This window comes from Hymenobacter sp. B1770, assembly GCF_049896385.1.
Taxonomy (GTDB): Bacteria; Bacteroidota; Bacteroidia; order Cytophagales; family Hymenobacteraceae; genus Hymenobacter.
Window position 1 is genome coordinate 52780 of record NZ_JAFCUF010000014.1, and the last position, 18120, is coordinate 70899.

The 18120-nt window shown below is 59.3% G+C and carries 12 protein-coding genes; 4 read left to right on the top strand and 8 right to left on the bottom strand.

Annotation, left to right across the window (positions count from 1 at the left end; translation table 11 throughout):
• Positions 1–6: 6 nt before the first annotated feature.
• Positions 7–1410 carry a sugar MFS transporter gene (locus ACP7AJ_RS20015; RefSeq protein ID WP_426061979.1) on the top strand — a complete coding sequence of 468 codons (1404 nt, stop codon included), beginning with the start codon at positions 7–9 and terminating at the stop codon, positions 1408–1410.
• 130 nt (positions 1411–1540) lie between these two features.
• Here the strand turns inward: ACP7AJ_RS20015 and ACP7AJ_RS20020 are convergent, their stop codons facing one another.
• Positions 1541–2086 (bottom strand): RNA 2'-phosphotransferase, encoded by a 546-nt coding sequence (locus tag ACP7AJ_RS20020; RefSeq protein WP_426061980.1) that lies wholly within the window; start codon positions 2084–2086, stop codon positions 1541–1543.
• Between the two features lie 69 nt (positions 2087–2155).
• Between ACP7AJ_RS20020 and murB the strand changes: the two genes are divergently transcribed.
• Both murB and ACP7AJ_RS20030 read left to right on the top strand, forming a co-directional pair.
• Positions 2156–3196, top strand: a complete 1041-nt coding sequence (murB, locus tag ACP7AJ_RS20025; RefSeq protein ID WP_426061981.1) for a UDP-N-acetylmuramate dehydrogenase — start codon at positions 2156–2158, stop codon at positions 3194–3196.
• 121 nt (positions 3197–3317) lie between these two features.
• The gene (locus ACP7AJ_RS20030; protein ID WP_426061982.1) at positions 3318–4328 is read left to right on the top strand and encodes a fibronectin type III domain-containing protein; all 1011 of its coding nucleotides are present in this window, start codon (positions 3318–3320) and stop codon (positions 4326–4328) included.
• Between the two features lie 355 nt (positions 4329–4683).
• Here ACP7AJ_RS20030 and ACP7AJ_RS20035 read toward each other — a convergent pair whose 3' ends face one another.
• Positions 4684–4869 carry a hypothetical protein gene (locus ACP7AJ_RS20035; RefSeq protein ID WP_426061983.1) on the bottom strand — a complete coding sequence of 62 codons (186 nt, stop codon included), beginning with the start codon at positions 4867–4869 and terminating at the stop codon, positions 4684–4686.
• 20 nt (positions 4870–4889) lie between these two features.
• Between ACP7AJ_RS20035 and ACP7AJ_RS20040 the strand changes: the two genes are divergently transcribed.
• Positions 4890–6800, top strand: coding sequence for a phospholipase D-like domain-containing protein (locus ACP7AJ_RS20040; protein ID WP_426061984.1), 1911 nt, complete (start codon positions 4890–4892; stop codon positions 6798–6800).
• Positions 6801–6872: 72 nt separating this feature from the next.
• On the opposite strand, the gene ACP7AJ_RS20045 is transcribed toward ACP7AJ_RS20040, so the two are convergent.
• From ACP7AJ_RS20045 to ACP7AJ_RS20070, 6 genes are all read right to left on the bottom strand, one after another.
• On the bottom strand, positions 6873–9743 hold the full coding sequence (locus ACP7AJ_RS20045) for an MSEP-CTERM sorting domain-containing protein (protein WP_426061985.1): 2871 nt from the start codon (positions 9741–9743) through the stop codon (positions 6873–6875).
• Positions 9744–9967: 224 nt separating this feature from the next.
• Entirely contained in the window at positions 9968–10627 is a 660-nt protein-coding gene (locus ACP7AJ_RS20050) for a hypothetical protein (protein ID WP_426061986.1), read from the bottom strand.
• Positions 10628–10689: 62 nt separating this feature from the next.
• Positions 10690–11127 (bottom strand): inner membrane protein YiaA, encoded by a 438-nt coding sequence (gene yiaA / locus ACP7AJ_RS20055; protein WP_426061987.1) that lies wholly within the window; start codon positions 11125–11127, stop codon positions 10690–10692.
• Between the two features lie 339 nt (positions 11128–11466).
• Positions 11467–14304 carry a right-handed parallel beta-helix repeat-containing protein gene (locus tag ACP7AJ_RS20060; protein WP_426061988.1) on the bottom strand — a complete coding sequence of 946 codons (2838 nt, stop codon included), beginning with the start codon at positions 14302–14304 and terminating at the stop codon, positions 11467–11469.
• Positions 14305–14844: 540 nt separating this feature from the next.
• Positions 14845–17289 (bottom strand): endonuclease MutS2, encoded by a 2445-nt coding sequence (locus ACP7AJ_RS20065; RefSeq protein ID WP_426061990.1) that lies wholly within the window; start codon positions 17287–17289, stop codon positions 14845–14847.
• Positions 17290–17435: 146 nt separating this feature from the next.
• Positions 17436–18110, bottom strand: a complete 675-nt coding sequence (locus ACP7AJ_RS20070) for a hypothetical protein (RefSeq protein WP_426061991.1) — start codon at positions 18108–18110, stop codon at positions 17436–17438.
• Between the last annotated feature and the right edge of the window lie 10 nt (positions 18111–18120).

Consider the following 18120-nt stretch of genomic DNA (forward strand, 5'->3'; position numbering starts at 1 on the left):
CCCTGTATGGCCACCGCACCTATTACCACTCCTTCCACTGCTACTACGGCGCCCACCCGCTCCTACGCCGGGCCCATGGTGCTGATGACGACGCTGTTCTTTCTGTTCGGCGCCGTCACCAACTTCAACGGCGTTCTGATGCCGTACCTTAAAGATGTATGCCAACTCAGTGATTTTCAATCCTCGCTCATTCCCTTCGCATTTTTCGCCGCGTACTTTCTCATGTCGCTACCTGCGGGGTGGGCTCTTAACCGCATTGGTTACCAGCGCGGCATTGTAGTGGGGTTGCTGGTAATGGCCAGCGGAGCCTTGCTATTTGTGCCAGCGGCTGAAACGCGCGCCTTCAGCCTGTTTCTGGGTGGATTGAGTTTACTAGGTGCGGGTATTACGCTGCTGCAAGTAGCCGCCAACCCTTATGTGTCGGTGCTGGGACCAGCCCGGCAAGCCGCTAGTCGCATCAGCATCGTGGGCGTGGCCAATGGGCTTGGCGGTACCCTCTCGCCACTGGTAGGGGGGCTGTTGCTGTTTGGCAGCACCGAGCTGCTGAAAAAACAGTTAGCTGCCTTACCCATTAGCCAACGGCTGGCGCAGGAAGCTGATTTGGTTCGGATGCCTTATGTTGGTTTAGCTTGCTTTCTGACTGCGCTGGCGTTGCTCTTCTTCGTAGTGCGCCTGCCCAAGCTGGAAAGCATTCCAGTCGATGAAGAAACCGACCAAGCCGATGCGGCGCTACTAGCCGGCCGGCACTCTGCGCTAGATTTCCGCCACTTGGTGCTAGGGGTTGGGGCCATCTTCGTTTATGTAGGGGTCGAAGTAGGCCTTGGCGACTTTATGATTCGCTATGGGCAGTCGCAGAATATTGCGCAACTCAGCCCTTTCACTCAGGTGCTCGTGCAGAAGCTTAATGCTATCACTGACTACGGCCGCTTTCTAATTGGTCAGAAACCATTGCCTATTGACACCGCCCACGGTTTTACGGCAGCCGTAGGAGCCGTAATGGCCGCTTCGTATTGGTTTGGCCTGATGGTGGGTCGTATTGTCGGTATCCCCTTACTGCGGCGTTACCCGGACCGGCCTATGTTGGTTGGAGTATGCGCCATGGGCGCAGTCCTAGTAACGGCTTCAATTTTCACACAGGGCGAAACTGCTTTGTGGCTTATTGTACTCTGCGGCCTATGTAATTCCATCATGTGGCCTGTTATTTTCCCATTAGCTATTAAAGGCCTGGGGCCATTCACCAAACAGGGCTCTTCCTATTTGATTATGGCCATAGTAGGAGGTGCGTTACTTCCCCTACTCATGGGCTGGCTCGCCACGCACGGTGGCGGTCTACGCGTGGCGTTTGTAGTCCCAGCGCTGTGCTACCTATACCTACTATTTTACGCTTTGCGGGGCTACCGCGTGCGGTAGAGTAGCAGTTTACTACGATGTAGAGACGCCACACTTGGCGTCTCGTCGTTGAACGGTACCCAAACGATTCTATAACGGCGCGGACGCCGAGACGCCAAGTGTGGCGTCTCTACAAATGTTCTTACTGCAATCACAGCTCCCGCAGAAACTCCGGTAGCACCTGCTCCACCAGCCACACGCCGTTGCCGGATTGGTAGAAAATCCCACCGGCCTCATGCAGCCTCTGGGCGTCCACAGTTAGAATAACTGGCTTGCCACGGCGGGCGCCCACGCGCCGGGCCGTTTCGACATCGGGCGAGAGGTGCACGTGATGGCGCTTCATCTTTTGCAGGCCCTCGCGGCGAATGGCCGGCAATGCGGCCGGGGCCGTGCCGTGATACAGCACCGCCGGGGGCGTCGTGGGCTTAAGCTGCAAATCAACGGCTATGCTGTGGCCCTGCTGGGCGCGAAGGCGGGTGCCAGCCGCATCGAAGGCAAAGCGCTGCTTGTCGCTGCCGGCCACCAGCGCTGCCAACTGCTCGCGACTGATTGGCACGCCGTGCGCCGCGCAGGCGGCCAGCAGCTCCTCTACGCCCACCCAACCGCCTTCCTGCAACGTCAGGCCAATGGCTTGGGGTGAGTGGCGCAGGTGCCGGCTCAGAAACTTGCTCAACCGAATGGCTTCTTTGGTGTCCATGGGGCTAATGTTGGGGCAAAAAACGGTGGCAAAGCAACGAGGCCGAAGCCCCGCTCCTACCTTTACGGCATGATGCCTCTGCTCGAACAACACGTTTCCCTCCGCCCCTACAACACCTTCGGCCTCGACGTGCAGGCCCGCTACTTCGCCCGCTTCAGCTCGGCCGATGAGCTGCGCCAACTCCTGCAGCTGCCCGAAGTGCAAGGCCTCGAGAAGCTGATTCTAGGTGGCGGCTCCAACCTGCTGTTCACCCAAGATTTTAACGGCGTGGTGCTCAAAAACGAAATCCGCGGCCTGGAAATCATCAGCGAAGACGCCGACACCCACACCGCCCTGGTGCGGGCCGGCGCCGGCGAAAGCTGGCATGGCCTCGTGGAATACGCCCTCGACCAGAACCTGAGCGGCATTGAAAACCTCTCGCTTATTCCAGGCACGGTGGGCGCCGCGCCGCTCCAGAACATTGGGGCTTACGGCGCCGAACTGCGCGACACTTTCGAGCACCTCGAAGCGCTGAGCCTCGCTACCGGTGAGGTGCGCCTGTTCAATGCCACCGAGTGCGGCTTTGGCTATCGCGAGAGCGTGTTCAAAAACACGCTCAAAAACCAGTTTGTGGTTACCGCCGTGGCGCTGCGCCTGCACCGCATGGCCCAGCCTAACGTGCGTTACGGCGCCATCACCGAAACGCTGGCCGAGCTGGGCATCGAAGGTGAACCCACTCCGCACGACGTAAGCCGGGCCGTGGTGCACATTCGCCGCTCCAAGCTGCCCGACCCGGCCCAGGTGGGCAACGCGGGCTCGTTTTTCAAGAACCCCGAAGTCTCGCAAGCCAAGTTCGACCAGCTCAAAAGCGACCACCCCGACCTGCCCGGCTACCCCGTGCCAGGCGGCGTGAAGGTGCCCGCCGCCTGGCTTATCGAGCGGGCCGGCTGGAAGGGGCTGCGCCGCGGGCCCGGCGAAGGCACCCACGGCGTACACGACCGCCAGGCTCTGGTGCTGGTGCACCACGGCGGCGCCAGCGGCAACGACCTGCGCCAGCTGGCCGAGGAGATAATCTCCTCCGTACGGCAGCAGTTTGGCATCGAGCTTCACCCGGAAGTTAACATTTTATGATTGAGTAGCATTTTGGGTTAGCCCCCCTTTGCGAAGCCAAGATTAACCTTAATAAGGGTTTTTTTCTCAACTTTGCGATGGGGCTTATTCTGTTCGTCTGCTTTTTCTACAATTTACGGCGATGACCAAACTGCTGCTGTTAGCTGGCTGCCTAGCGGGCTTGTCTTTTTCTATTGTCAGCAGCGCTCCCGCCCAAACGGCGGCTCCTGCGGTGCTCACCGTGAAAGCTGCGCGGGCCCTGGGCGCGGGCAGCACCGTTATGGTGCGGGCCGTGGTGCTGAACGGTGCCGAAATGGGCAACATCCGCTACATCCAGGACGCGGAAGCCGGGCTGGCCCTTTACGCTCAGCCCACCAAATTGCCGGGTTACGGCGAGCTCCGGGCCGGCGACAGCATCCAGGTTACGGGCCAGCTTAAAGCCTACAACGGCCTGCTGGAAATGGACCCGATTACATCGTTGCAAAAATTGGCCGCTGGCCGGAGCCTGCACGCGGTGCAGGTGCCCGTGGAGCAGGCCACGGCGGCCTTCGCCGAAGCGAACGAGAGCCGCTTGCTGGAGATAAAAGGCGTGAGTCGTCTGGCCAACATGGCCGGCACCCCCGCCACCCGGCTTGCCGCCAATGCCAATTACCTGCTCGATGGCCAGCCCGACGCGTTGTTGCGCGTGGGGTCGGCCAGCACCGGCCCCAACGGGCTCGTTGACACCGCACTCCCCACCGGCGAAACGTTCGACGTGCGCGGCGTGATGAGTCAGTTTGCACCCGGTGGCACCGGCGGATATCAGCTGCTGCCCCGCCTGGCCACCGACGTAGTGCTGGGCGGCGGCCTGCCCCGCCTCACCAATGAGCCTGTGCCAGCTGACATCACCCCGACCGGTTTTACCATCGCATACTCCACCCTGAACCCAGGAGATACCCGCATTCGCTACGGACTGAACCCGAAGGAGCTCAAGGAAAGCAAGACCGATGCGGCCCTCACCACCCGCCACAGCCTCACCCTGACCGGCCTGCTGCCGGGCACCACCTACTACGTGAAAGTAAGCTCGCGCAATGCGGTTGGCACCGAAACGGCCCCGCTCGTGCCGGTCAGCACCAGCAGCGGCAATCGCGGCCGCACCACCTCCAAAAATTAACGCCGCCACAACTTAAGACCACTGTGCCGGTGCACACCAAGCCTGGGGCTGCTGGGTGGGCTCCAATTCAGCGCATTCGTAATTCGGCCTCATTCTCAGATTATTACCCCAACCCTTTCTCAGTCCATATGAAGAAATTTACTCTGCTGACCTTGCTGGTGCTTGCTACTTCGTGGCAGGCGGCACAAGCTCAAACTCCTATTTCCATCGCCGCGGCCCGGGCTCAGGCTCCTGCAACCAACGGCACGCAGGGTCCCACCGTCACGGTGCGGGGCATCGTGACCAACGGCCAGGAGCTGGGCTCATCGGTGAGCATTATCCGCTACATTCAGGACGGCTCGGCTGGTATCGCCGTTTATTCGGCGGGCGGCACCAGCGGGCCGCTGGTGAGTGCGCTGGTGCCCGGCGACAGCATCATCGTGACCGGTGGGCTGAAGATGTTCCGGGGCCTGCTGGAAATAGACCCGGTTATTTCGCTGGATGTGCTGGCCGGCAACCGGCCGCTGCCGGCGCCGGTGGTCTTCACCACTGCCAACTTCACCGCCGCGTACGCGGAAGCTTGTGCGCCTCAACGGCCTGACATCGGTGAATACCACCGGCGGCGGCACGGTCACTTCGTTTTCGGCCAACACCGCGTACCGGCTCAACAACAGCGCCACGCTGGCCACCTATGTGCCCACCAACTCCACCGGCGCCGACGGCCTGATTGGCAAGCCCAGCCCTACCGGCACGTTCGACGCCGTTGGCATCATGAGCCAATACACGTCGACCACGGCGGGCACTACCGGCGGCTACCAATTGCTGAACCGCAAGTACGCCGACTTTATTCAGGGCAACACCCCCAACCTGACCAGCAGCCCCGTACCGACCAACATCAGCACCACGGGCTTCACCGTGAGCTTCAAGACCCAGAACGCCGGCGATACGCAGCTGCTGTATTCGACCTCGCCCACCTTGCCCACGGCCAGCACCACCACGCTCACCAACACCGCGCAGGTTACGGAGCACGGCCTGGCCATCACGGGCCTGCAGCCGGCCACGGTGTACTACGTGCAGGCCGTATCGGTGAATGCCACGGGGCGTTCCGAGTCGCGCGTGACGCCCATGATTACGGCCTCGCTCTCGTCGGGCCGGATGCAGACTTACTTCACTAACTCCGTCGACAACACGCTGGCGCTGCCCAACAACAACGCCATTCACTGCGCCAACGGCCGCATTGCCGACACGCTGGCGGCCTACATCGGTCGGGCTCAGCAAACGCTCGACATCACCATCTACAACTGGAACAACAACGTGATTCTAAACGCCGTGAACGCCGCCCATGCCCGCGGCGTGCGGGTGCGCGTCATCTACGAAGACGATAACAACAACTTCAGCGTCCCCAACCTGACGGCGGGTATTCCGCGCGTGTTCCGGCCCGCGGGCGGCACGTTCAACACCACCAGCATCATGCACAACAAGTTTGTGGTGATTGATGCCAACAGCACCAACCCCAACCTGCCCATGGTCTGGACGGGCTCGACCAACTGGACAGCCGCCCAGCTCAGCACCGACCCCAACAACGCCATCACGGTGCAAGACCAAAGCTTGGCCCGCGTCTACACCATGGAGTTTGAGGAAATGTGGGGCAGCAGCACGGCCACGCCCGGCACCACCCGCCTGTTTGGCTCGCGCAAGACCGACAACACCCCGCACTACCTGCTCATCGGCGGCAAGCGCGTGGAGTCGTGGTTCTCGCCCACCGACAACGTAAATTCCCGTCTGCTGGAAACCGTCCGCACCGCCGATTTTGACCTGCACGTGCTCTCGATGCTCGTGACGCGCTCCGACGTGGGCCGCGCCCTAGCCGACCAGGTGACCCAGCGCAACATCGCCGCCTGTTCCGACGGCCTCACCAACGACACCAGCGGCGTGGCGGGCTTCGTGTTCCGCAGCATCCGTGCAGGCATGGGCACGCGCTACCTGCTCGACCGCCTCCCCGGCATTATGCACCACAAAACGCTGATTGTGGACGCCAGTGCGCCGCACTCGGACCCCACGGTGTTTGTGGGCTCGCACAACTGGACGGCTTCGGCCGACATCGAGAACGATGAGAACACGCTGGTCATTCACGACAACCTCATCACTAACCAGTATTACCAGGAATACGCTGCCCGCATTGCTGCCCAAAACCAGGGCATCACCGCCTGCCGCCTGGCCTTGGCTACCCGCACCGGCACCGTGCAGGCCAGCACCATGCAGGCCTACCCCAACCCCACGCGGGGCAGCTTCCAACTGCACCTGGCCAGCACTTCGGCCCGCACCGCCACCGTGGTGCTGCGCGACGCCACCGGCCGCGTGGTGCTCGAGCGCACCCAGCCCTACAACGGCACCGACCTCACCGTTGACGCTACCTCGCTGAAGTCGGGCCTGTACCTGGTGCAGGTGACCACGCCCGAGACCACGCAGGTAAGCCGCGTGGTGGTGGAATAATCCATCGCCCCATATTCTAAAAAAGGCGGCTCCTGAATCAGGAGCCGCCTTTTTTATTCAACTTATTCAGCCCTAGGCTGTCGGCTGAGCTGCCCGCCGGAAATGCCACCCGGCCAGGAGCCCGCCCGCTACCAACAGTAGGCACACGCCGCTGTCAATGGGCGTTTCGATGGGTGGCACCGGGTTTTCTTCCATGGTATCGAGCGAGGCATTGGCAGCCAGCACCTGTGCCTGTTTGCGATACAAAGCAGCCTTCTGGGCATCATTTTCCAGGGCCAGAAACGATGTAAACGGGGTCATGATGCCTGCGCGAAAGCTGGCTTGAATGAATGGCACCCGCTCCCGGTCGGTGGTTTCGGGGTGAAAGCTTTGCCACTGGCTGTAGCCTCGCAGCAGCAGGCCCGCGAGCCAGCGGTTGTTGGCGATGGCGCCGGGACTGGGCACTGCCTGTGCCGCGCCCAGCACAATATTGGCCTGGCCGTTGTCGGGCAGGTAGGTCTGGGGCTGGGTGGCGTTGGGCCAGGCCCGGACTGCTGGAGCAGTGGCCCGCACCCCTACTCCGGTTGCGGCCACGGGCTGCCGGGAAGTGCGGCGCAACGAATGCGGCACGGCTTGACCATCGGCGCCCAGCACGTAAAACACCTCGCTCTCGGGGTAAGCGCTGCTGAAGTCCTCGAAATCCTCGTCCAGCACTGCATTTTGGAGGTTATCGGTCACGACTACGAGCACGGGATAAGTGGGTGTAGGGCGCTGATGCGCTTCGAACAGCGTCCGGCGGAAGGCGCCAGTAAGGAAAAAGCCCCCCGTGGGTGCATGGCGTTTTAGCTCCTGTCGCCAGTCGGCATCGGCCGCCAGGGGCGTGGTGTAGGCATTCACTATGCTGAAGCGCGGCGGGGCAGCATGGGGCAGAGACTGGATTAGTTGCTGTGCTATGCGGGCCTCGTACGTGGCGAGCGGCCACCGCTGGCCTATGGACCCGTCAATCAGGAAGTGGTAGTAGGGCCGGCGCTGCACCAGCGGCAGACGCTGCTTGGCCAGAGCGCTCAGGTAAACCACGCCTTGGTCGGGGGTGGCAACCGGGGCAGCTACCAGCGGGGCGGTATGGGCATTCCCCAGCGTCACGGCGCGGCCGTCAATGGTCAGGGTGCAGGGCTCTTTGTGCAACAGCTGAATGCGGGTGCGGCGCGGCTCGCGGCCCATCACCGGGTACACCCGCACGGCCACTTTGTTGGGCCCGAGGTAGTTTACCAGGCCGGGGTCGCGGCTTTGGTTTTCGTTCACAATCTGGGTAAACACCCACAGGGCCGCTTTTTTCTCGGCCAGGATGCCCCGCTCCTGCCGGTTGCCGATGGTCAGGTAATAGTCGCTCACCCAGCAGCCCGTGGGCAATGCAATGCTGGTGCTGTACTCGCCGTTTCGGGTGGTGGTATCGGTGTTGGCTATTTCCAGATTTACCCAACTCACCCAGGCTTGCTGGCGGGCGTCGTAGGTGCTGCTGGACGATACACTTCGCAGCTCCGGAGCAGCCTGATTGCTGCGGTCCATGGGCCGCAGGCCTACTGGCAGGGCATTCATCATCTGGTCTTTGGGACCGTAAAACACCTGCTCCAGGTCGTTGATTTTGTTATCCGACAGCATCAGGTTATCGAGCACTATCCAGTTGAAGTAGGCCGACAGGTACGGAAGCTGAGAGCCCGTTAGGAAGTCCCAATCCCGGGTTTTGTTCGTCCTGATAACCTCCAGGGTGCGCGCCAAAGCAGGGGCATTTACGTGGTTAGCTGCCGCATAATCGGGGGTATACACATAGGCCAGGGCCGTGTGCAGCGCCTGCCGGCTTTGCCAGTAGCTGGCTGTGAAGTACAGCGGTAACACTGCCAGGCCGACTACGAGCGTCCCCACCACCACGGCTTTGGAATAGAGCTGCCGTAGCACGGCCACGTCAACGCTAAGCTGGCGCACGTGCACGATGAACAGCAGCAGCGGCGCCAGCAGCAGAAAGCCCGTTCCAAGCAGAACAATAGCCGGAATGGACAGCGGCAGAAATGGCAGGAACACCAGAAAAAAGTAGAACGTGTAGCCAAACAGCGCGCTGCGCCCCGCCAGCAGCAGGAGCCGCGGCACCGGGCGCTCCGGGCTGGGCACGCACAGCAGAAAGCTGTTCAGAATCGCCAAAAGGTAAAACCACGGGCTGGTGAAATTGCCAAAAATGCCGCTCTGCTCCCCAATTCCGCTGCCCCAGAACACGCCGTTGTTCAAGGCCAGGCCGGCCAAGGGCAGCACCAGGGTGATGACGACTTTCCACACCAGTTGGCTTTCGGCCCAGAATCCGGTTTGGCGTTGGGCAATGATGTAGACCGACCGCACCAGAAAGAAGAAAAAGCTCAGGGTACACAGCACCCATGCACCCACGAAAAGCACCGTTGCAAAAGCCGGCCAGCTGGCCGGCACCAACCAACCCATCACCTGGAACACTACCAGCCAAACGAGCGGCGTCAGAACGGCAAACGCCACGTTGGCGCCTACATGCTGGGGCTGGTCATCGGGCGTAAACTTGGCCACCAGCCCCAGCATGGCGTGGGCCAGCGTGGGCATCAGGAACGTCCACGCCATGAGCAGCAGGTCGGTGGGCACCATCCAGCGGGGCACGCTGCGGGGCAGCACCTCGTTGCCGTTGGAAGTAAAGAGGCAGAGCAACAAGCTGTAGGCCAGCAATGCCCCAATACTGTATAGGGCACTAAGGGGCTGCCGTTGCACCAGTCGCACGGCTGCGTACCCCGCCCCCACCAGTACCAGCAACCCCAGTACCATTCCGAACCGCTGCCACAGCACTAGGCTCTCGGCCGGCAGCAGCGTGTGCACTATGGAAAACTCGCCATAGCAAATGGCCATGAACAGCAACACCGGCGCGGTATTGACCAATAAAAGCCACTTGGGATTCCGCATACTGTGCATGGTTCTGGGACCGGTTTTGCCCGGCGTAAAAGTTGGGATAGCCTGCCAGCTGTTAGGTAGCGCGCCAGCACGCATGGCCTCAAACCAGTCTTTGTTCCTTCGCCACAAATGCACCGTAAAGAACTTTGTATTTCAAAGTATATATTTAAAATCACGACAAACGCTGCTTTGCGCTTGCTAACATCACCCCACTCGCGAATCCAGATTACCCTCTTTTACAAAGAGTTAAAATGCCCAGTAAAATTTATCGGAAACACAATTTCGTAGCGCCACTCATCTGACTTGGTCATTAGCCGGCGGGCTACGCGTGCGCGGCTCTGAACATTGTGTATTTCTAACGTTTGGATAACGACTGGTAGCGCTTCTTTGGCATTCTTCACATTGAATAACATATTCATGCCGCCAGGGCCTAAATCGCCAGCCGCCCACTCCCCGAGTTGCTTGCTCTCCAATGCTTCGCCGATTGCATCTTCCAAATCACCCCGCTCACTCATGATGGCCATGACGTTGAGCAGGCTTTCCTTCTGGTGCTCAGGTGCGGGAGTCACCTGCACAAAGAGAAGTTCTTCTTCCTGGCTTACAAAGGGACGCCACTGGTAAGCGGCCTGCAGTTCGGATTTCACTTTTGCTAAACTGTCTGTTGACACTTTCTGCACTTGTGCTGCCTGCTGCACCGTTTCTTGGCCTTCGATGAGAACTGCTCGGTGCAACTCATGCTGACTTCCATTTTCTAACAGCCGGGCTACGTGGAGGGTGTCACCGACTAGCTTGTAACCCACATACGTCTCATGAGGAAATGAGCTAAAAACGGTAACCTCCGGCTGACAGCTTCCCATAAGCAGCACGAACAATGGGAAATAAAAACCTGGCTTCATGAGAAATAAAACGGGCTAAGGCAAAATCGAAGGTAGTTTACTATAGGCGTTCAAGTAGCTTCTTAGTAGCTGGCCTGCTCGGGCTTGCTGTTTTGTAGGTTGTCGCGGGTGTTTTTCTGCACCGCAATGGCCGCGAACAAGCTCAAGACAAACGACATGGCATAGAAGCCTTTCTCGCTCAGCATAAGGGTGGCATTCCACAGGCCAACAGTCAGCAGGGCCACCGTGAGAAGCACCGAAACCCAGCTGATGCCATAGTAGAGGTTGGTAACCAAGATGCCTTCGAGGCGGTCGCGTACGCTTTTCTGAACCGAAATGGCGGCAAACAGGCCGTACATAAGCACGGTGAAATAGTAGCCCTTCTCGTTCAGCGACATTTCGGCGTTCCAAAGGCCAATGTTGTAGGCGGCAAAGCCCACGAGCAGGGCAGCCCAGGAAGCGCCGATAAAGGCCGGGGAAGTTTGTTGGGCAACGGGCTGGCTGGTGATGTGCGGGTTCATGGCAAAAAATGGGGGTTGGGAAGTTGAGCTCCGGACAGCCACTGCTACCCGTTGAAGTTGAGCAAACCTACCATGAGCCTTTACCCTGCACTAGTTGATATTTGATATCATTAGACTTTTGACATTCTGAATTCCTTAGCCTCCTTCAATATAAAACCTGCGTAACAAGAAAGCCCGGACCTTTTCAGACCTGGGCCTCTTTACGAATTATTAGACATTTCAAGAACCAATACTCAACCCTAAATCGATAATTTAGGCCGGTTCTAAACTGAGAAAACAGCCGGCAGCTGCTGTATTCGCTACTGTCATCACCTGCAGAGGTTGGCTGCCCGAGCGCGGCTACGGACGCTCCACACTGATGCGCTGGGAGTAGGGCTGCTTCCCGCCGTTGATTTGGAGCAGGTAAAGGCCAGGCTTGAGGGAACTGGTATTGAGGCTGAACTGATTGTTGCCGGGAACCACCAGCTGCTTGTGCCGCAACTGCACCCGTGCCGATTGCAAGTTCGACAACTGCACCTCTACAACCTGATTTTCGGCACTGGGGTAGCTCACCTGCAGCTCATTTTGCACCGGATTGGGCCAGCTTTGCGGCCTAGCCTGCACCTCTGAGTAATTGCCCACGGGCACGGCTGCTGTTGTGGCGCTGCTGCTGATGGCAGTAGATTGGCTTACAAGCGTCACCTCGTCATAAAACAGCCATTGCTCCGCCGCCGCGTTCGAGTAGAAGGCTACCTCGCACTTGCCATTCGTCACGTAGATATCTTTTAGTTCGACCTGCTGCCAGGCGCCGGTCACACCGCCCGCGCTGGCAGGCACACGGGCCGATACCTGCCCGCTCCCGAAATGCTTGGCCAGCAGCAGAGCGTGGCTTTGTCCCCCGCTGCTTTTAGTCCAGGCCCGCAGGGTGTAAAAGCCGGTGGGCAGCTCCTTAACCACCTGGTAAGTATATACTTCGTAGGCCCTGTCCTTGCGATGCGCTCCATGATAAGTGCCCGCGTAAGCACCGCCAGTGGTTGTAGTGTAGTCGGCGTCGGCATCGGTGCCCGCGCTGCCTGCCCACGTATGCCACGCCTGAGGGGCCTGCACAGGTGCCAAGTCGGCTTCAAACCCAGGGTTAAGGGTCAGGTTGGGCTGCGTGGGCGTGGGCGAGGGAGCAGGCGCCGGGGTTGGGCTGGCGGCCCCAAAAGGCAGGAGGCTGCTGCCGGGGATGGGCTCCTGGCGAGTGCCGTTGGGCAAGCGCCAGGCCACGGCCAGGTAGCCGTTGCCCCAGGCCTGCTTGTGCAGGGCCTCGACGTAGTAGCGCGTGCCGGCCTGCAGCTGAATGGTGGCCGACTGCTGGCTGGGGTAGCGGGTGAAGTCGCGGTTGGAGCTGGTCCAGCCCGCGCAGGAGGCGATGCGCACCTTCTTGGCGGGGTCGGCGTCGGTGCTCAGGTAGAGCTCGGCCGCGTCGTCGCCCACTATCCAGAAGGTGTAGGCCCCCGTGGCCGGGGCGCAGAGGTAGCCGCGGGCCCGGGCCCCGTAGTTGTAGGCGGCCGAGGCCGGGCCCTCGAAGGTGGGGATAGCGCTGCTGCTGCTCGGCGTGCTGCCGGTGGGGATGTCGCCCACGGCCGTGCCCGACACGTTGTTCCACACCTGGTACTGCAGGCTGCCCATGCCGGAGCAGCCAGTTGTGGTCGTCGGCGTGGTAGTCGTGGTGGCACTGCCGGTTTCCTGTGCGCCTATGTCAGTGCCGTTGCTGGTTGGCAAGGCTTTGCCGTAGAAGTCTTGGATACCGGGGTCGATGTTAAAGGCAGCGCGGAGGTTCAAGCCCTTGTCCACTACCGGCGAGCTGGTAGGCACCAAAAAGGAGGTAAGTGACGGCAGTCGGGTGGGGTCGGTCAGCTTTTGGTAATTGGCGGGGTCCTGGAAACCGGGGTTAGCATTAATCCCCACCAGGGTGCCGTTTAGCTTCTCCTGGCCCGTAGCGTTGGCCCAGTCCTGCAGGCTCCCGTAACCACCTACATTGAAGCCCCCATTGGTGCTCCAATACGCATTGGCCTGATACAAGAGGCCACTCGCGGTGGCCACCAGGCTGACGGAGTTAGGACCCATAAAAATATTGTTACGCAGGTTGACATTGGCCGTAGGCCCCATCTGGGTTACGGCCGGATACTCGGCGCTGTAAAACACGTTGTTGTACACCTCGCAGTTTTGCAGCCCCTGGCTGCCATTGGCCCCGAGCAGCAGGCCGGGCCCGTAATTATTGGCGCTGATGTTGAAGCGAAACACATTGCCCGACCATTGAGCGGACGAACCATACTCCCACCCCAGGAAACCATAGTTCTTGTTTTCGTAGGCGTAGTTGTACTGCACCACGGCGTTGGTCACGCCCCCGTCCAGGTCAAAGCCGCCGCCATCGCCCTTGGTGCTGGAGTTGTTGTGCGAGATACAGTGCTGAATGGTTATCTGGTCGGTGTCGTGGCACCAGATGCCTACCGGCCCGTTGTCGTGCACCTGCTGCATGTCGTAGCCATTATAGGCCGCCTCTGAGTACTCGATAACGATGCGCCGGCCCGACACCACAATGCCGTTGCCGCTGTGGTTGGTAGTGATAGTGGGGTCGCCGGAATTTCTAATGGCCCGGCAGTAGCCGATGTACACATCGTTGGAGTCGTAGCCCGTAATGCCCGCGTAGCCATTGTTGTAAGCAAATACGTTGGTCACGCGCACATTGGTGCTATAAGCAAAATCCACGCCTGCACGCTGAAAACCACTGGCATCGACCTGGTCGATGCTGATGCCATTGGCATGCGCCACTGATACGCCTTTCCCTTTGTAGTTGCCCGTCTTGCGGCCCAGACCTTTAAAGTTCAGGTTAACAACCCGGATGCCGGTGGTGCCCCGCAAGGACAGGCCCGAGCCAGCGCCGCCATTGATGGTGGCCCGGCCAGTACCGAATGAGCCGACGATGACGGGGTTGCTGACTACGCCCCCATCAGTGTCTGTGAGCACAATGGTGCCTGCAAACGTCTGGCCGGCTTGAAAAAGCACCCGGTCGCCGGGGCCGAATGTGCGACTATTGACCATGTCGATGGTCTGCCACGCGCTATGAGAGGCCGTGCCGGTATTGCTGTCGCTGCCGTTGGGTGATACATAATAATCTGTTGCGTGGACCGTCCGGACTAGTCCAGCAACCAAGAAGAAGATAAGTAATGAAAGACGAAGTGACAAATGTCGAGCTGTTATCATGTACCGTATTGTGGAATAGCGAATAGACGAGCTTTGCCAAGCTCATCAGTGCAATATCGGCACAACCCATCATTTATCATAATACAGCCTATTGAATAACAATAACTTAGACATATAACTTATTCTATTCATCTAGCCTCAAAACATAACAATTGAAACGTTAGGCAGTGTCTGACGCAAACCCCGCGCTAGACACAGTATTTAATTAAGCGAAATTAAGATTGGATTTATACAATTACAGTTTGCCAAACACATTGCTCTGCAACGCGCGTACCGCGGACTTGGGGTGACAGTTCTGCTAGCATTCCACACGCACCATGGCCTTTGCTCTGCGCTAGCTTAGCTGCTGGTGGCACCGGGGCTTTCCGAATGAATACCGATTGAGTTGAATCCGCTTAAACTTCATGAAATAAAAAGCCCAGGTCTTAATCAGACCTGGGCTCCTCTGGTAATGGGGCAACTCAAAAAGCTGCTGCCGGCGCCGACGCGCTACTTGAGCACCGCAATGGTCACGCCGTCACCTCCCCTATCGGCGTGTTCGTCGGCTACGCTGGCCACGGCGCGTTGCGAGCGCAGGTAGTCGCGCACCACTTGGCGCAGCACGCCGTTGCCGCGGCCGTGCAGAAACTTTATTTCGGGCATGCCCAGCATCACGGCATCGTCGACGAAGCTCATGGTTTTGGTGAGGGCGTCTTCGGCCCGCTCGCCACGCAGGTCCAGCGTGGGGCTGAACCCGGCCATGCGGTCGGTGATGTTGACGCCGTTTCCGCCGCCTGAGCTCCCGCCGCTGAGCTTGCCAGCGCGGGCCTTGGCCGCCTGCTCCCGCTCCCTGATTTCGGCGCGGCCCAGCTTTTCGAGTTGGTTGAGTTTGGTCAGGGTTTTCATGCCGCCGAACATGACTTCGGCCGTGTTGCCCTTCACGCTCACTACTTCGCCGTGGCCCTCCTGGCCGAACAGGGCCACTTTGTCGCCGGGCTGCAGAGCCCCGGCTTCAGCCCGCTCGCGCGAGGCTTTGGGCTTGGGCGGTTCAATCTGCAACTCGGTGCGCACAAAGGTCTCCAGCTTTTCGCGGGCCTGCTTGTTGATTTCCTTGTCGGCTTGGCCGCGGCGGATTTCGCCAATGGTGGCTTCAATCTGCTGATTGGTATTCACCAGCAAGGCTTTGGCCTGCTGCTTGGCGGTGCGCAGGGTTTCGAGGCGGGTGTCTTCGAGGTGCTGCTTGAGGTCCTGGTACTCTTGGGCGGCACGCTTCAGGCGCTTTTCCGCTTTGGCGGCTTCGGCAGTGCGTTGCTCGAGCTCGGTTTTCTCTTTTTCGAGGCCCTCGAGCAGGCGGTCGTAGCGGATTTTGTCTTTGCCCACGAGCTGGGTGGCGCGCTCTACCACGTCCTTCGGCAGGCCGATTTTGCGGGCAATTTCGATGGCAAACGACGAGCCTGGCTTGCCCACTTCGAGGCGGTAGAGCGGCTGCAGCTTCTCGGGGTCGTAGCGCATAGCACCGTTGATGAGGTGCGGCGTGCGCTCGGCGAAGTTCTTCAGGTTGGTATAGTGCGTGGTGATGACGCCGAACACGCGGGCCTTGTTCAATTGGTCGAGCACGGCTTCGGCAATGGCGCCGCCCAGGCTGGGCTCGGTGCCGGTGCCAAATTCATCAATCAGCACCAAGCTTTTCTTGCCAGCCAGCAGCAGGAACTGCTTCATGGCTAGCAAGTGCGAGGAATAGGTACTCAGGTCGTTTTCCAGGCTCTGCTCGTCGCCGATGTCCAGGAAAATATCCTCAAATACACCGGCTTCGGAGTTGTCAGCGCACGGGATGAGCAGGCCCATTTGCAGCATGAACTGCACCAGGCCCACCGTTTTCAGGCTCACAGACTTGCCGCCGGCGTTGGGGCCGGAAATGACCAGAATGCGCTGCTCGTGGTTCAGCTCCAGGTCCAGCGGCACCACCTCGCGGGGGTCGCCGTTTTCGCGCTTGTGCTGAGCAAAAGCCAACTGCAGCAGCGGGTGGCGCACGCCGTGCCACTTCAGCAGCGGCTTGTTGTGCATCACGGGCAGGCGGCAATCGAGTGACACGGCCAACCTTGCTTTCGCTCTGATAAAGTCGAGCAGGCCGAGGTAGGAATAGGCACGGCGCAGGTCGGGCAGGTGCGGGCGCAGCTGGTCGGTCAGGGCGGTGAGAATGCGAATCAGCTCGCGGTGATAGGCATTGTCGAGGTCCTTGATGTCGTTGTTGAGCTCAAAAATTTCGGCCGGTTCAATAAAAACCGTCTGGCCCGAGGCTGATTCGTCGTGAATCAGTCCCTTCACCTTGCGCTTGTGCTCGGCAATAACGGGCAGCACCAGGCGGCCACCCCGGATGGTGGGCTCGGCGTCGCCGGGAATCCAGCCTTCGTTTTTGGCGTGGCGCAGGATGCCGGCAATCTGCTTGCGCAACTGACCCTGGCGGGCAATGAGCTCCTGCCGAATCTGGCGGAGCAGCGGCGAGGCATCGTCCCGCACCTGGCCTTCGTCGTCCACCACTTTGTCCATGGCAGTCAGCAAGTTGCGGTCGACCTGTACACCTATGCCCAACAGGCGCAGCGTGGGGTACAGGCCGGGGTCGGCTTCGGTGAAGAACGTAAGCGCCTGGCGGATGGTCCGCAGGCTCATTTTCACCTCAAAAAACGCGGCCACGTCGAGAAAGGAGCCCGGCAGGGCGGCGCGCTTGAGGTGGGGTTTAGGGTCGTAGTAATGCGAGGCCGGAAAGTCGGCACCGGAGCGCAGCAGGTAGGTAAACTCGTCGGCCTGTTGCAGCAGCTTCAGCAGCGGCTCGTGCTTGGTTTGAAACTCCATGCGGGCCACGTACTGGCGGCCCAGAGCGGAAAGGCAATTGGCTTCGAGTTGCTCGCGGAGCGTGGTGAAGCCGATTTTTTGTTCGAAGTGTTGGGGTAAGAGCAAGAAAGTAGTCTTTCGGTATTCAGGATAGGATGCGAAGGTAAACACCGCGCGGGGCGGGAAAGATTCGCGATTACGCTCTCAAAAGCAAAAGAGCCATAGCAAGTAAAACAAGCTCCTCCAAAATGCGCAGTTGGGCTACTAACTATCTAAGTGGCCCGTTGCACCCGCGCATTGCACCAAGCCATAGCATAAGCAATGAAGCTAGCATAACATCCAAGAATATCGGCTCCCAAAGGCTTATCTGAAGTAAAAATCATCCATGTTACCCAAGCCATAAGCCCACTCAACATAACCAGCAACACCGTGGAGATACTTTTCTCAAAAAAGGTCTTTTCGCGAACCACTTTAGCTGCGCCGTTCGAGGCGCGCTGATGTATAGCCAATGCGGCTTCAAATTCCTTCAACAGTGGAGACAAAGTTTGGTGTTTATGCATGTCGTTGATTCCAATCCTTTCCTTACTGCCATCCTTCAATTTTATTCTCAATAATTCGACCCCATCAAATTCCGAATGCTGGTATGATACAATATTGTCGTAATGCACGTCCCGCTCCCTTCCAGTGGTTAGGTCCTGCACCAGTAGCTTATCCTCCCATAGGGTTAGCAGTACAGGCTTTGCCCCATTCCTCTTACCTAGCCAGTACAGCCCAAAAAGGCTTCCTCCTATGATGAGGACCAGCCAAACAATTACTGCATTTTCACCCAATCTTTCGACAGCTATTACCCCTGCAATAGCCACGCTGATACACACCGCCAAACCCCCAAACCACACCAGCAACATCCTGCCTGGTCGGGTTATTACTAACTCAATCCGTTGCTCCATAGAGGTTAAA

Bases quoted from the DNA above. Each gene is read 5' to 3' on its own strand.
- ACP7AJ_RS20050 (WP_426061986.1), bottom strand. From the start codon at position 10,627: ATGAAGCCAGGTTTTTATTTCCCATTGTTCGTGCTGCTTATGGGAAGC.
- ACP7AJ_RS20015 (WP_426061979.1), top strand. From the start codon at position 7: ATGGCCACCGCACCTATTACCACTCCTTCCACTGCTACTACGGCGCCC.
- ACP7AJ_RS20030 (WP_426061982.1), top strand. From the start codon at position 3,318: ATGACCAAACTGCTGCTGTTAGCTGGCTGCCTAGCGGGCTTGTCTTTT.
- ACP7AJ_RS20070 (WP_426061991.1), bottom strand. From the start codon at position 18,110: ATGGAGCAACGGATTGAGTTAGTAATAACCCGACCAGGCAGGATGTTG.
- ACP7AJ_RS20045 (WP_426061985.1), bottom strand. From the start codon at position 9,743: ATGCGGAATCCCAAGTGGCTTTTATTGGTCAATACCGCGCCGGTGTTG.
- yiaA (WP_426061987.1), bottom strand. From the start codon at position 11,127: ATGAACCCGCACATCACCAGCCAGCCCGTTGCCCAACAAACTTCCCCG.
- ACP7AJ_RS20020 (WP_426061980.1), bottom strand. From the start codon at position 2,086: ATGGACACCAAAGAAGCCATTCGGTTGAGCAAGTTTCTGAGCCGGCAC.
- murB (WP_426061981.1), top strand. From the start codon at position 2,156: ATGATGCCTCTGCTCGAACAACACGTTTCCCTCCGCCCCTACAACACC.